A 14119-nucleotide genomic window follows, 5' to 3' on the forward strand; every position below is an offset into this window, starting at 1 on the left:
CGAGGTTGGGCGCGGGTTATGATGCCCGAGGCATCCCGACTTGGAGATTGACGGTTCGGGGGCAGGAGAAGTGAGCCGGACCGGGAATTCGGGCGTGTTTGGGGTGGGATGTGAGAATGTGAGGATTCCTCGCGTTACGATCTTGGTTTGGTTTTTTCCGGGTCGTAATGCGGGAAGGCGGTGACTTTGGCGGGCAGGCGCATCATGTGACCGTCGAGCTTGCCGATCTCGACATCGGTGCCGATATCGGCATGGGCGATGTCGATGCGGGCAAGGGCGATGTTTTTGCCCAGAATCGGGGATCGCATCGCGCTGGTGACAACACCGATCTGGGCGCGGCCGATATGGACGCAATCGCCGTGGCTGGCCGCGACATTGCCATCAATCTCGATCCCGACCAGTTTGTGGGATGGATGGTCCTTGCGCCGGATCAGGGCATCGCGGCCGATAAAGTCATCTTCCTTGGATTTTAACGGCACGGTAAAGCCGATCCCGGCTTCGAACGGGTCGGTCTGGTCGGAAAATTCGTAGTCGGCAAAAATCAGCCCGGCTTCGATGCGCACCATATCAAGGGCAGCAAGCCCCATCGGGGTCAGGCCGTGCGGTTCGCCGGCATCCCAGATTGCATCAAAAACGGTCAGCGCATCCTTGGGATGGCACCAGACTTCATAGCCGAGTTCCCCGGTATAGCCGGTGCGCGAAACGACAACCGGTGCGCCCTTGGCATCGCCGATGCGGCCAATGGTGAATTTGAACCAGCCGACTTCATCAAGCTTGGGCTGATGAGGGGGCGTCCAGATGACATCGCGCAGGATATCGCGGCTTTTGGGGCCCTGAACGGCGATATTGTGCATCTGAGCGGTCGATGAACGGATCAGAACATGCAGGCCAAGCTTGGCGGCCTGTTCGCGCAGCCAGACGCCGCTGTAATCATCACCGCAAATCCAGCGGAAATTATCCTGCCCAAGGCGCAGCAAAGTGCCGTCATCAATCATGCCGCCATGGGGATAGCACATGGCGGAATAGACGACCTGACCAATGCCGAGCTTTTTGACATTGCGGGTCAGGCAATGCTGCATCAGGGTTTCACTGTCAGGGCCGGTGATTTCGAATTTGCGCAGGGCCGAAAGGTCGATCACGACCGCCTTTTCACGGCAGGCATAATATTCTTCGATCATGCCAAAGCCGGTATATTCATGCGCCAGCCAGAAGCCCTTGTAATCGACAAAGTTGCGGGTCAGTTCGCCAAAACGCGGATGAAAGGCGGTTTGTTTGGTCATTTTCGCTTCGGCCTCTGCTGTCGGGCGCCAGGCAACGGCATGGGTGAATTTTTCGGTGCTGTCATAGGCACGGATATGAATGTCGGTGGGTTTCCAGCCATTGGCCGCCGTGGTGTCATCCGGGCAGGCCGACGAAACACAGACCAGATCGGTCATGGCGCGCAAAAGCACATAATCCCCCGGACGCGACCATGGCTGATCGGCATACATCACGCCGTGATCATCAATGCCGGTATTGAAAAAGAAATTGATCGCCATCCAGCCCGGGCGCGGATCAACCCCGTGCCCGGCAAGAGCCCCGTTGAAATTATCGGTGCAGTTCACATGCCCCGGATAACCGATATCGTCGTAATATTTGGATGCGCAAGCCATGGCAAAGGCATCATGACGCCCGCAGGTATCCTGAATAACCTCGACCAGCGGGTCCATGTCCTGATCATAGTATTTGCCATGTAATCCGGGCATGGGATAGGCGTGACCCATCAGGGTGCGCGTGGTGGTGACATCGAGCGGGTTCTGAAGACCGCGATCAAGTTTGCGGGCATCAAAGCACTGAAAATCGGTGCATTGCCGCCCGTCAACATCAAGGATCTGGATATAGTCACCGGCCCTGATTTCATAGGCGCGCGCGGTGGCCGCATGAATGCGCAGATCAAGCGTCGGATCGGCCAGCGGATCGGGCAGGGCAAAGCTGTATGTATCGTGATGATGGGCGCGGTCAATGGTCACAATCACCGGGCTTGCCGTGTTGTGGGCATCAATCTGCATGATCGGGGCCGGGGTGGCGACAATGACAAAGCCGTCAAACTGGGCGCACAGCACTACCGTATCACCGGCCGGACTGGCATTGCCAAACATCCGCAAGGCCAGGCATTCATCAAGATTGACGTCGCGCCGTTTCAGGGTGCGGGCAAAGCGCGCCAGACTGTCATCAAAGGGATGGCTTAAAAGGTCAATCAGGCCGCGCGGTTTGCCGTGCGGCAGATATTCAAAAATCGAAGGCAGCGACTTTCCCGACGGATCAAGGCCGATCAGCTCGACCGTCTGCATGCCTTCGCTGTTGGTCAGCGACAGCTGATCGCCTTCGCGCACCGCAATCAGTGCGGCACCGCGTCCGGGAACCTCGTAACGTTCAATATTGCGCGCCATTGCAGTGCGCCCGGCATTGAGAATGCGGCTGGGACGTGCGGCGCGCACGGCATGCGCAGATGACTGGGGATGTGAAAGCGCGATCATTGTGGCCTCTGCGGTGAATGATCTGTGCAGATGCAAGGCAGCGATAACATGGGTGACTTGCGCGGGACCGGATGGCAGGCACATGTGCCAGTCGGGTCGGTTGGCATTTATCGTCCGGCAGATGCCGGGGCAGCATTCAGGTCAGGTCGAGAGCAAAGGCCGGAGCAGAGCCAAGGTCGAGGCCAGAGCACAGGCCGGGTTGAGGGGCGTGACAGGAACCGGGACTAGGACCTGAACCGGGACCTGAGCCAGGGACAGAACCGGGGCCAGAACCAGAACCGAGGCTGGAGCCGGAGCTACAACCAGAACCCTTGAAAGGCCAGTTTTGAGGCTGGCCTTTCAGAGTGGTCATGATGGGATGCATCACCGGGTGCAGTTGGGTTCAGGGCAGGCTGGTGATGCACCCCGTCAATGTCAAAGATTACATGTCTTTGTAAGCTTTGTTCTCGTGGCTGGCCATCGAGGCGATGGTCCAGATGCACACGCCAATACCGACCAGCGTGAACAGAACGAGAAGGGCCGGTTTATCGGCAAAGGTGAAATAGGCCTCTGCGCCTTCCCAACTGGTAATCGGAGCTGTGTTCATTTTACAGTTTCCTTATCTGGATTGATCAGAAACGAACTTACTCGGCCGGGGTCGGCGAGGTCGGGTCGTTGGTGAATGCCGCCGGAACAGAGCTTTCCGGATAGGCGCTGACCGGAACTTCGGCCTTGTCGAGACCGGCAAGTTCAGCCTTGTCGGTAACGCGCAGCAGGCCAACCATCTTCAGAACGAAGGACAGGGCATAGCCCGGTACGAAACCAAGGATCATGAAGACAACGGCACTGGACAACTGACCAACGAACGAGATTTCCGGACCGGCAACGTTCGGGTAACCCGACGCAAAGATGCCAGCCATAACAAGACCCCAGACACCACCAAAGCCGTGAACGGCGACCGCGCCAACCGCGTCGTCGATCTTGAACTTGCCAACGAGGATGTCGTTGAGTTTCGGCATGATGCAACCGCCGCCGAAGCTGACAAGGAAAGCGAGCCCCGGATAGTAGAGATCAAGTGCCGGAGCAGACGAGATCACACCGATCAGCGCACCCGACATCATCCAGAACGGATCGCGGGTCACGAGATACGCACCGATCATGCCGCCAGCAACGCCCATCAGGGTGTTGAATGCGAATGCCGACAGGGTTGCCGGGGTGTTGTAGATGGTCATCCAAGTGTCGCCGGTATAGATGATGCAACCGCCGAGGAAGCCGAAGAAGCCCATGACGATCAGCATCAGACCGATCAGCGACATCGGCATGTTGTGGCCGTCAATATTATTGACCGAGCCATCCGCATTGAAGCGGCCGATACGCGGACCAAGATTGATCAGCACACCCAGGGTGAAGAAGCCGGCAATGGTGTGAACGGCACCCGCCGCACCAACGTCATGCAGGCCCCATTCGGTGGTCAGCCAACCGTCCGGATGCCAGCCCCAGGAAGCGCCGAAGACCCAGACAACCGCGCCCAGGAACAGGGCAAGAATGGTAAAGCCGGAAATACGGATACGTTCAATGACGGAACCCGACATGATCGAGGCGGTGGTCGCCGCGAACAGGGTGAAGGCCGCATAGAAGATGCCTGACGCGTTATCGGTCAGGTTCGGACCCATATTTGCACTCCAGGGCAGGCCGGCTTCGGAACCGTCAGCGATGCTGAAGCCTGTCGGAAATGCCAGATAGATCCACCAGCCGACATAATAGAATGCCGGAATAAGGAAAGCGAACGCGATCAGGTTTTTCATACCCGATGCCAGCGCGTTCTTTGCGCGCGATGCACCCATTTCATAGGCAAGGAAGCCTGCGTGGATGGCAAGCATCAGTGCTGTACACCACCAATAGAAAACTTCGGAATTGATGGTCGTTGCCATGCTGAGCGATGACTCAAGGCTATCGAGCCTCGCCATCAACTCCGGTACGGATTGTTCCATTTTAGTCTCTCCATCACATAATGCCCCCCGATGGACATTCCTTTTATTAAAAATCAATTCCCTATAGTGAACAAGTTCAAATGTGTTTTTTATTGTGCGTTGCAAAAAATATAATAAAAACAATTAGATAATAAAAATACGATATCCGTCACAGGATAAATGTTTAAAAAATAGTCGTTGAAAAATGATGCATATCAAATATGCAGACTCGTGGAATCGTGCCGATTCTATCGAAATCGCGTGCAGGGGAATGCACCCCTCGGTTGGATAGGGGGCCTTGCCGAACGGGGGATGGGGCGGAATGGTCAGTCGCCACGTGCCATGCTGGGCGTGACACCATAGGTTGCCTTGTAGCTGCGCGAGAAATGGCTGCTATTGGAAAAACCGGTGGCAAAGGCGATTTCGGAAATGGTCAGCGCACTTTGGGTCAGAAGCCGGTTGGCATGGTCCAGACGCACCTGGCGATAGGTTTCAAGAAACGATTTTCCAAGATGCTGATCAAACAGGCGGTCAAGCTGACGGGTCGACAGGCGGGCAAACCGCGCCATTTCTTCGCGGGATTTGGGGTCTTCGATGGTGGTTTCCATCTTTTCGAGAACCCGCAACAGTCCCGGATGATGCACGTTATAGCGTTCGGCAAGCGATGCGCGCTGTGAGCCGGTTGATGTGCCGACCTGGGTATGGAGAAACCAGTCCGACACCCGGGTGGCGAAATCCGACCCCAGATGTTGCGCGATCATGGCATGCATCATATCAAGCGGTGCGACCCCGCCGCCGCATGTGATGCGATCACCATCAATGACAAAGCGGGCGCGTTTTGGTTCCAGATCGGGAAAGGCTTCGATCAAAGCCGGGGCATGTTCCCAATGGATGGTGAATTGCCGCTGCCCCAGAAGCCCGGCGGCGGCCAGAACATAGGCCCCGCTTGAAATGCCGCCCATCCGCACCCCCCAGCGTGCGAGTTTGCGAAGACCCGGCAACATGCCCGGTGCCTGCCATTGTGACGGGTGGCCGCCGGCGCAGACAAACAGGCTGTGCAGGCTTGTCGGGGCCTGGGCCAGCGGCGTGGTCGGCACCATGGTCCCGGTCGATGACAGCACATTGCCGCCGGTCGCCGAATAATTGAGGATCTTATAGACCGGGCGCCCGGCCAGAAGATTGGCCGCACGTAGCGGTTCAATCGCCGAGGCATAGGACATCAGCGCAAAATCAGGCAGCAGGAAAAAGCCGATATGTTGCGGGGCCGGGAACGCAGTCGGACCGGCAGGGGCGTTGGGATGGGCATCAGGCCTGGATGAGGATGACTTGGCAGACTGGGCGGATCTGGTCGCCTGGGCTGTCCGGGTGAGCGGGGAGGCCGGGTTGGGATTGGCGCCGGTTTGCGTTTGCGTGTCCTCGTCCCTGTCTCTGTGCGTATCCCTGTGCGTATCCCTGAGCTTTTCCCTGTCCGTGCCTGATGTCATCACATGCCCCTGATCGCGCATTTGGCGGCATCGGATATGATGTCCCAAATATGTTATTAGATGTCCTTTTTAGACAAGCTGGAAATTGTGTCTCTGTCAAGATCGGCTGGTACCCGTTGCGGGCAACAGCGAAAGATCAAAGATGCGTTATTCAGCCCTGTCACTGCTTGGCAATACTTTTTCCAAGAACAAGAACTGGAAACCGGCCTGGCGCAATCCGGACCCGAAACCCCGTTATGATGTGATCATCATTGGCGGTGGCGGGCATGGATTGGCGACGGCCTATTACCTGTCCAAGGTGTTTGGTGTCCGCAATGTTGCGGTTCTTGAAAAGGGCTATCTGGGATCAGGGAATATCGGGCGTAACACGACGATCATCCGGTCGAATTACCTGCTGGAAGGCAATAACCCGTTCTATGAATTCTCGATGAAGCTGTGGGAAGGGTTGGAACAGGATTTCAATTTCAACGCCATGGTATCCCAGCGCGGGGTGATCAATCTGTATCATTCCGATGCCCAGCGCGATGCCTATACCCGGCGTGGCAATGCCATGCGTCTGCACGGGGTTGATGCAGACCTTCTTGATCGTGATCAGGTGCGTGAAAAGCTGCCATTTCTGGATTACGACAATGCGCGTTTCCCGATCATGGGCGGTTTGATGCAGGCGCGTGGCGGCACGGTGCGCCATGATGCGGTGGCCTGGGGATTTGCCCGCGGGGCCGATCAGAACGGTGTTGATATCATCCAGAATTGCGAAGTCACGGCGATTGACCGTGATGGGGATCAGATCACCGGTGTTCAAACCACCCGTGGGGCGATCAAGTGCGGCAAGCTTGCGATGGCGGTGGCGGGCAGTTCAAGCCATGTCGCAAGGATGGTCGATATGCATCTTCCGATTGAAAGCCACGCGCTTCAGGCGTTTGTGTCCGAGGGGTTGAAGCCGTTTATCGATACGGTCGTCACATTCGGGGCCGGGCATTTTTATGTGTCGCAATCAGACAAGGGCGGGCTTGTATTTGGCGGGGATATCGAAGGGTATAATTCCTATGCCCAGCGCGGCAACCTCGCCTGTGTCGAACATGTGGCCGAGGCCGGAATGGCGATGATCCCGGCATTGTCGCGGGTGCGTATTCTGCGCAGTTGGGGCGGGATCATGGATATGAGCATGGATGGTTCCCCGATCATGGATCGGACCCATCTTTCCAACCTCTATTTCAATGGGGGTTGGTGTTATGGCGGGTTCAAGGCGACCCCGGCATCGGGATATTGCTTTGCCCATTTGCTGGCGACCGGGACCCCGCATGAAACCGCGACCGCATTTCGCATGGACCGGTTTGCACGCGGTTATCTGCTTGATGAAAAGGGCGTTGGTGCCCAGGCCAACCTGCACTAAGCCGCAAAGGAATTTGGAAATGAGCAGTCTTGTCAAATGTCCCCATTGCGGTCTTCGCCCCCGTGAGGAATTTACCATCCGCGGCGAAGTGCCAACCCCGCGTCCAGCCGCCGGTGCCGATGAAAGCGTGTGGTTTGATCATGTCTATCTGCGCGACAACCCGCGCGGGCAGCATCGGGAATATTGGCATCATTCGGGCGGGTGCCGTCGCTGGCTGGTGCTGGATCGCAATACGGTGACCCATGAAACCGGTGATGTGGTCGATGCCAGCACCCTGAAATCGGAGGGCCGGGCATGACCAGTTTCCGGATTGATGGCGGTACGTTGATTGACCGCGATGATGTGCGTGAATTCACCTTTAACGGCGAGAGGCTTCGCGGTTTTGGCGGGGATACGGTTGCATCGGCCTTGCTTGCCAATGGCAGGCAACTGGTCGGGCGCAGTTTCAAATATCACCGCCCGCGTGGCATTCTGACCGCCGGGGCGGCAGAACCCAATGCACTTTTGACCATCGGGCGCGATGGGCGGCGTGATCCCAATACGCGGGCGACCATGGCCGAGCTGTTTGACGGGCTGGAGGCCCGATCACAGAATTGCTGGCCGAATGTGGATTTTGATATCGGGGCGATGAATGGTCTTTTGGGGCCGCTTTTGGGGGCAGGGTTCTATTACAAGACATTCATGTGGCCCGCGGCATTCTGGGAAAAGGTTTATGAACCGCTGATCCGCAAGGCCGCCGGTCTTGGCCGGGCAAGCTATGATCCCGATCCGGGGTCTTATGAAAAATGCTGGGCGCATTGTGATGTTCTGGTGATCGGGGCCGGCCCGGCCGGACTTGCCGCGGCACTGACCGCCGGACGAGCAGGGGCACGGGTGATCATTGCCGATGAGGGCGCGCAGCTTGGCGGCGGGATGCTGGCCGAAGGCGGGATGATCGGCAATAAACCCGCCGATGCGGTTCTGGCCGATATGGTGGGGGAATTGCATGCCCTGCCCAATGTCGAGGTGAAAAAACGCACCACTGTTTTCGGGGCCTATGACGATCAGGTCTTTGCCGCGGTCGAGCAGGTGCAAAAGCATCTGTCTGACGCGGCGATCAATCCCGACCGGGCGATGGAACGGCTTTGGCGGATTGTTGCCAAGCAGGTCATTCTGGCCACCGGGGCCGAGGAACGCCCGATTGTGTTTGGCGGCAATGACCGACCCGGCGTGATGACGGCGGGCGCGATGCGGACCTACCTGAATGCGTTTGGTGTCGCACCGGGCAAGCAGGTTGCGCTTTTTGCCAATAACAATCAGGCCTATCAGACCGCGATGGACCTTGAGGCAAGGGGGATCGAGGTTGCAGCGATCATTGATCCGCGCAAATGCCCCGATATCGATTATGGTGGCAAGGCGCGCCTGATTGCAGGGGCCATGGTCCGTGATACGGCGGGGCGCAAGGCGATCAAATCGATTGCCGTGCGTCATGATGATGGCCGTGATGAAATGATTGCGGTTGATGCGCTGGCGGTTTCGGGCGGTTATAGCCCGATTGTGCATCTGGCCTGTCATCGCGGGGCAAGGCCGGTCTGGTCGGATGAACATGTTGGTTTCATGCCGCCCGAAAATTGCGATGGCATGGTGCCCGCCGGGGCGGTTGCCGGAAAGGCCGGGATCGCATCGTGCTTTGTCGCCGGTGCGACGGCCGCAGTTTCGGTGTTGAATGCGCTTGGATTAAATGCCGCGCCAGCAGGTTTGCCCGATACGCAAACAGCCGATGATATCGCGCAGGGAACGGTTGCGATCTGGTCGGTGCCATCAAGCAAAGGCAAGGCATTTGTTGATTATCAGAACGATGTGACGGCGGGTGATATCAATCTTGCGATGCGCGAAGGTTATGATCACGTCGAACTTGCCAAGCGCTATACCACCAACGGCATGGCGACCGATCAGGGCAAGACATCGAATGTGAATGCGATTGGCATTCTTGCCCAAAACAAGGGGGTATCGCCCGGCGCAATCGGCACCACGACATTCCGCCCGTTCTATACGCCGGTGTCGTTTGGCGCCCTTGTTGGCGCATCAAAGGGGTTTGAATTCCAGCCGGTGCGCAAATCGCCACTGCATGGCTGGGCCGAACGCAACGGGGCGAAATTTGTTGAAACCGGGCTTTGGTACAGATCAAGCTGGTTCCCGAAAGACGGCGAGACATTCTGGCGCGACAGTGTCGATCGCGAAGTCATGAATGTGCGCGAAAATGTCGGGATTTGCGATGTTTCGACCCTTGGCAAGATCGAGATTTTTGGTGCGGATGCGGCAGAATTCCTGAACCGGGTTTATTGCAATGCCTTCCTTAAATTGCCGGTTGGCAAGGCGCGCTATGGCATCATGCTGCGCGAGGATGGCTTGGTGTATGATGACGGCACGACCAGTTGTTTGGCCGAAAATCATTACTTCATGACCACCACAACCGCCCTTGCGGCGGGGGTTTTGACCCATCTTGAATTTTGTGCGCAGGTGTTGTGGCCCGATCTTGATGTGCGGCTGGCATCGGCGACCGATCAATGGGCGCAGATGGCCATTGCCGGGCCACGGGCCCGTGATGTTTTGGCCAAGATCATTGATGACGATATTTCAAATGATGCCTTCCCGTTCCTGGCAGCGCGTGACGTTTCGATGTTTGGCGGGCGGTTGACCGGGCGGTTGTTCCGAATTTCGTTTTCGGGCGAGCTTGCCTATGAAATTGCGGTTCCGGCCGGATATGGCGAAAGCGTTGCCGATGCCATCATGGTGGCGGGCAAGGAATTTGACATTGCGCCCTATGGCACCGAGGCGCTTGGCGTCATGCGGATTGAAAAGGGCCATGTCACCCATGCCGAGATCAATGGCACGGTGACGCCGGCCGATCTTGGCATGGGGCGGATGGTATCAGCCAAGAAGGATGATTTCATCGGCCGGGTGATGAATATGCGCGAAGGGCTTGTTGACCCGATGCGCCCGGCACTTGTTGGCATCAAGCCGAAATCACTGGCGGATAAATTCGCCACCGGGTCGCATATCCTGAAAATCGGGGATGAGGTCAGCCTTGCCAATGATCAGGGCTATGTGACGTCGATGTGTTATTCGCCAAACCTTGGTCATGCGATTGGCCTGGCGCTGGTGAAAGGCGGGCCGGAACGGTATGGTGAAGAAGTCGTCATCTGGAACGGTCTGGCCGGGACCAGCATTACCGGCATCCTGTGCAATCCGGCCTTTGTCGATCCAGAGAATGAGAAGCTCCATGCGTGATTTTCCGTTAAATAACGTATCGCCCTTTGCCACCATGCCGGACGGGCAGGCGCATGGCGCCATCCATATTGCACCGGTCAGAACGGGCTTTGTCTTTCATGTTCTGGGGCAGGCGACAGGAACAATCGATCAGACCCGTCAGCAGCAGCTTCAAAAGATGATGGATGCGATTGCGCCGGATCTGGGCGGGGAGCTTCGGGTATTATCGCCCGGTCAGTGGTTCTGGGTCGGGGAAAATGATGTGTCGCAAGGCCGGTTTGGTGAAATCGCCGGGCAGCTTCCGGGTGAATTCGCCCTTTCGGATCAGACCCATGGCCGGGTGCGGTTACGCGTTACAGGGGCGCGGGTATGTGATGTTCTGGCCAAGGGGGTGATGATTGACCTTGATGAAGGTATCTTTGGTGTCGGGCAATCGGCGATGACCCAGATCGGGCATATCGGGGCGATGGTCACGCGCCTTGATCGCGACAGTTTTGAAATCACGGTCCTGCGCAGCTTTGCCGACAGCCTGTGGCACGAGCTTCATCACATGGCCGCCGAATTCAACGGGCCGCATTCCTGAAACGCGGTGGTGTATGCATCGATGAAGCCGGTTTTTTGATCCCGTGACCTTGTGATGTCACAATCAGGGCATAACTGATTGGGCACAAAGATCAAAACAAGGAGGTTGATTGCGATGACAAAGCTTGCTGTGAGCACCCCGGACGGGAATTTCGAGGCCTATGTGGCGATGCCGGCGAAACTTCCGGCACCGGTTGTTGTGGTGATCCAGGAAATTTTTGGCGTCAATGCGGTGATGCGCGGCATTGCCGACGATTATGCCAAGCAGGGCTATATCGCGGTATGTCCGGACCTGTTCTGGCGGATCGAGCCGGGGATTGATATCACCGATCAGACCGAAGAAGAATGGAAGCAGGCATTCGGCTATTATCAGGCATTTGATGTCGATAAGGGCGTTGAAGACATTGCCGCAACCATGAAGGCCGCGCGCGGGATCGAAGGGGCCAATGGCAAGGTCGGGGTTGTCGGTTTCTGCCTTGGCGGATTGCTGACTTTCCTGTCGGCCACGCGGACCGATGGCGATGCCTTTGCCGCCTATTACGGTGGCGGCATGAATAATTACATGAACGAGGCCGATAACATCAAAAAGCCGCTGATCGTGCATCTGGCGGGCAATGATGAATATATCCCGGCCGAGGCCCAGGACGTGATCAAGGAAGCACTTGGCGATCATCCGCTGACCGAGCTTCATATCTATCCGGGGCGCGATCATGCCTTTGCGCGTAAGGGCGGGGCCCATTATGACGAGGCCGATGCCAATACGGCAAATGCGCGCACGGCGGAATTCTTTGAAGCCAATCTGGTTTGATTCAGCAATAATGTGCCAAACGACAAAGGGCTGCGAAATTCGCAGCCCTTTTTGTATTTGTGCGGTGATTTGTATATTGGCGGTGACTGGGCCGGTTACTTGACCAGAACGGCCAGCAATTTATCGAGAAACACTTCGCAGCGGCCCAACTGATCAAGTTCGATGAACTCGTCCGGTTTGTGGGCCTGTTCGATATTGCCCGGACCACAAACCACGGTCGGAATATCACCCATGGCGGAAAAGACGCCGGCTTCTGTACCGAAGCTGACCTTGCCCGTCGTGTTGGCACCGGTCAGCGCCATGACCAGTTTGGTGACTTCCTCGTCATCGCCGGTGGCAAGACCGGGCATGTCGGAAATGACTTCGATCTCGACCCCGACATCGTCATAGGTTTCGCGCATTTCCGGGATCAACGTATTGTCGAGATAATCGAAAATCCTGGCCTTGAGCGCGTCGCGATCATCATTGGGCAGATTGCGGAATTCAAAATCGACAAAGCAGTTTTGCGGAATGATGTTCAGCTGGGTGCCGCCCTTGATCACGCCGGTATGGAAGGTGGTGTGATTGGGGGTGAATTCATCGTCATGCGGGCCTTCATCGCGGCATTGACGGCCCAGCTTGCGCAGGAAGACCACAAATTCCGAGGCGAACTCAACAGCGTTAACACCTTCGCCCGGAAGCGATGAATGCCCCGATCGGCCGGTGAAATGGGCACGGGCGGAATATTTGCCTTTGTGCTGGGTGATGACCTTCATCTCGGTCGGTTCACCAACGATGCACATGGCCGGTTTGTGGGGCAGGTTGTTGATCGCCTCGACCAGACTTGGCACGCCAAGGCATCCGACTTCCTCGTCATAGGTGAAGGCCAGATGGATCGGCACGCGCAGATCGGCGTTTTTGAAAGTTTCGGCCTTGGCCAGCAGACAGGCGAGGAACCCCTTCATATCGCATGATCCGCGGCCATAAAGTTTGCCGTCGCGGATATCGATGTCATAGGGATCGGATGCCCAGTTCTGGCCTTCGGTCGGGACCACGTCACTGTGACCTGACAGGATCACGCCGCCATTCACGGCCGGACCGATGGTGGCATAGAGATTGGCCTTGGTGTTGCTGTCATCGCGAACAACAAGGGTTTCATAGCCAAGCCCGTCGAGGAAGGCTTTGACTTCTTCGATCAGGGCCATGTTCGGGGTCATGCTGACCGACGGGTGGGCAATCAGTTTGCGGCACCAGTCGATGGTGTCTTGTGACGGTGCAAGTGCGGCGGTGGTCATTCGACGAATTGTTCCTTAAGGATACGCTCTTCGAGATTATGTTCGGGATCAAATAGCAATTTGATCTTCATGTTGCGATCTTCGCGGATCTTCACATGGGACACATCGCGGACCTCGGTATAGTCGGCCACGGCAGAAACCGGGCGTTTTTCCGGGTTTTCGATGGTAAAGACAACTTCGGCCCCGTGCGGCAGCAACGCACCGCGCCAGCGACGCGGGCGAAACGGGCTGATCGGTGTTAAGGCCAGCAAACCACTGCCCATCGGCAGGATCGGACCATGGGCCGACAGGTTATAGGCCGTGCTGCCCGCAGGGGTGCAGACAAGTGCGCCATCACAAACCAGTTCGGCCAGACGTTCAACCCCGTCGACCTTGATGCGCAATTTGGCGGCCTGACGGGTTTCACGCAAAAGGGAAACTTCGTTGATCGCAAGCGCGCACATGCTTTCGCCGGAAACCGTGTGGGCTTCCATCTGAAGGGGGTGAAGTTCGACGGTCTGGGCTTCGGTGATGCGGTCAATCAGATCCATCTCGCGGAATTCATTCATCAGAAAACCGACCGTGCCGCGGTTCATGCCATAGATCGGAACTTTCCGGCCCATATAGCGGTGCAGGGTTTCAAGCATGAAGCCGTCCCCGCCAAGGGCGACAATCACATCGGCCTTGTCGGGCGCAATGTGGCCATAACGATGTTTCAGCCGATACATCGCATCCTGTGCGATTTTGGTCTCGGCCGCGACAAAGGCGATGGAATCAAGCTGCATCTGCATGTCCGACGGGTAATTGGGGCGCGCCCATAAACGAGCATTTCCAACAATAGAGTATGCTTTGCATTGAATTGCAAGGGGCTGCGTCATCGATCAT

At 56.9% G+C, this 14119-nt stretch carries 11 protein-coding genes; 5 read left to right on the forward strand and 6 right to left on the reverse strand.

The features are described from left to right. Positions 1 to 134 precede the first annotated feature (134 nt). The 4 genes from CU041_RS17150 to CU041_RS17160 form a co-directional block, all read right to left on the reverse strand. Entirely contained in the window at positions 135 to 2516 is a 2382-nt protein-coding gene (locus CU041_RS17150) for a DUF1989 domain-containing protein (protein WP_101247841.1), read from the reverse strand. 421 nt (positions 2517 to 2937) lie between these two features. Then, positions 2938 to 3102: a hypothetical protein gene (locus CU041_RS20720; protein ID WP_170310292.1), complete on the reverse strand. Its 165-nt coding sequence runs from the start codon at positions 3100 to 3102 to the stop codon at positions 2938 to 2940. Positions 3103 to 3139: 37 nt separating this feature from the next. Further along, complete coding sequence (locus CU041_RS17155) at positions 3140 to 4486, reverse strand: ammonium transporter (RefSeq protein ID WP_068517045.1); 1347 nt, start codon at positions 4484 to 4486, stop codon at positions 3140 to 3142. A 305-nt stretch (positions 4487 to 4791) separates the two neighbouring features. Continuing rightward, complete coding sequence (locus CU041_RS17160; RefSeq protein ID WP_233433156.1) at positions 4792 to 5949, reverse strand: GlxA family transcriptional regulator; 1158 nt, start codon at positions 5947 to 5949, stop codon at positions 4792 to 4794. Between the two features lie 142 nt (positions 5950 to 6091). Between CU041_RS17160 and CU041_RS17165 the strand changes: the two genes are divergently transcribed. From CU041_RS17165 to CU041_RS17185, 5 genes are all read left to right on the forward strand, one after another. Continuing rightward, complete coding sequence (locus CU041_RS17165; RefSeq protein WP_101247842.1) at positions 6092 to 7342, forward strand: sarcosine oxidase subunit beta family protein; 1251 nt, start codon at positions 6092 to 6094, stop codon at positions 7340 to 7342. A 19-nt stretch (positions 7343 to 7361) separates the two neighbouring features. Then, a complete protein-coding gene (locus tag CU041_RS17170; RefSeq protein WP_068517047.1) occupies positions 7362 to 7640 on the forward strand; it encodes a sarcosine oxidase subunit delta in 279 nt (92 codons plus the stop codon). After that, the gene (locus CU041_RS17175; protein WP_101247843.1) at positions 7637 to 10612 is read left to right on the forward strand and encodes a sarcosine oxidase subunit alpha family protein; all 2976 of its coding nucleotides are present in this window, start codon (positions 7637 to 7639) and stop codon (positions 10610 to 10612) included. The genes CU041_RS17170 and CU041_RS17175 overlap by 4 nt, the downstream gene beginning before the upstream one ends. Then, positions 10605 to 11174 carry a sarcosine oxidase subunit gamma gene (locus tag CU041_RS17180; protein ID WP_170310293.1) on the forward strand — a complete coding sequence of 190 codons (570 nt, stop codon included), beginning with the start codon at positions 10605 to 10607 and terminating at the stop codon, positions 11172 to 11174. Before CU041_RS17175 ends, CU041_RS17180 begins: the two co-directional genes overlap by 8 nt. Before the next feature lie 114 nt (positions 11175 to 11288). Next, positions 11289 to 11981, forward strand: a complete 693-nt coding sequence (locus CU041_RS17185; RefSeq protein ID WP_101247845.1) for a dienelactone hydrolase family protein — start codon at positions 11289 to 11291, stop codon at positions 11979 to 11981. 95 nt (positions 11982 to 12076) lie between these two features. Here CU041_RS17185 and argE read toward each other — a convergent pair whose 3' ends face one another. Both argE and CU041_RS17195 read right to left on the reverse strand, forming a co-directional pair. Then, complete coding sequence (argE, locus tag CU041_RS17190) at positions 12077 to 13255, reverse strand: acetylornithine deacetylase (protein ID WP_068517050.1); 1179 nt, start codon at positions 13253 to 13255, stop codon at positions 12077 to 12079. Continuing rightward, positions 13252 to 14019 (reverse strand): NAD kinase, encoded by a 768-nt coding sequence (locus tag CU041_RS17195; protein ID WP_068517051.1) that lies wholly within the window; start codon positions 14017 to 14019, stop codon positions 13252 to 13254. The genes argE and CU041_RS17195 overlap by 4 nt, the downstream gene beginning before the upstream one ends. Between the last annotated feature and the right edge of the window lie 100 nt (positions 14020 to 14119).

Origin of the sequence: Thalassospira povalilytica (assembly GCF_002844235.1) — a bacterium.
Classification (GTDB): Bacteria; Pseudomonadota; Alphaproteobacteria; order Rhodospirillales; family Thalassospiraceae; genus Thalassospira; species Thalassospira povalilytica.

Coding starts and splice junctions, on each gene's coding strand:
- CU041_RS17150 (WP_101247841.1), bottom strand. CDS start 2,516: ATGATCGCGCTTTCACATCCCCAGTCATCTGCGCATGCCGTGCGCGCC.
- CU041_RS20720 (WP_170310292.1), bottom strand. CDS start 3,102: ATGAACACAGCTCCGATTACCAGTTGGGAAGGCGCAGAGGCCTATTTC.
- CU041_RS17155 (WP_068517045.1), bottom strand. CDS start 4,486: ATGGAACAATCCGTACCGGAGTTGATGGCGAGGCTCGATAGCCTTGAG.
- CU041_RS17160 (WP_233433156.1), bottom strand. CDS start 5,949: ATGACATCAGGCACGGACAGGGAAAAGCTCAGGGATACGCACAGGGAT.
- CU041_RS17165 (WP_101247842.1), top strand. CDS start 6,092: ATGCGTTATTCAGCCCTGTCACTGCTTGGCAATACTTTTTCCAAGAAC.
- CU041_RS17170 (WP_068517047.1), top strand. CDS start 7,362: ATGAGCAGTCTTGTCAAATGTCCCCATTGCGGTCTTCGCCCCCGTGAG.
- CU041_RS17175 (WP_101247843.1), top strand. CDS start 7,637: ATGACCAGTTTCCGGATTGATGGCGGTACGTTGATTGACCGCGATGAT.
- CU041_RS17180 (WP_170310293.1), top strand. CDS start 10,605: ATGCGTGATTTTCCGTTAAATAACGTATCGCCCTTTGCCACCATGCCG.
- CU041_RS17185 (WP_101247845.1), top strand. CDS start 11,289: ATGACAAAGCTTGCTGTGAGCACCCCGGACGGGAATTTCGAGGCCTAT.
- argE (WP_068517050.1), bottom strand. CDS start 13,255: ATGACCACCGCCGCACTTGCACCGTCACAAGACACCATCGACTGGTGC.
- CU041_RS17195 (WP_068517051.1), bottom strand. CDS start 14,019: ATGCAGCTTGATTCCATCGCCTTTGTCGCGGCCGAGACCAAAATCGCA.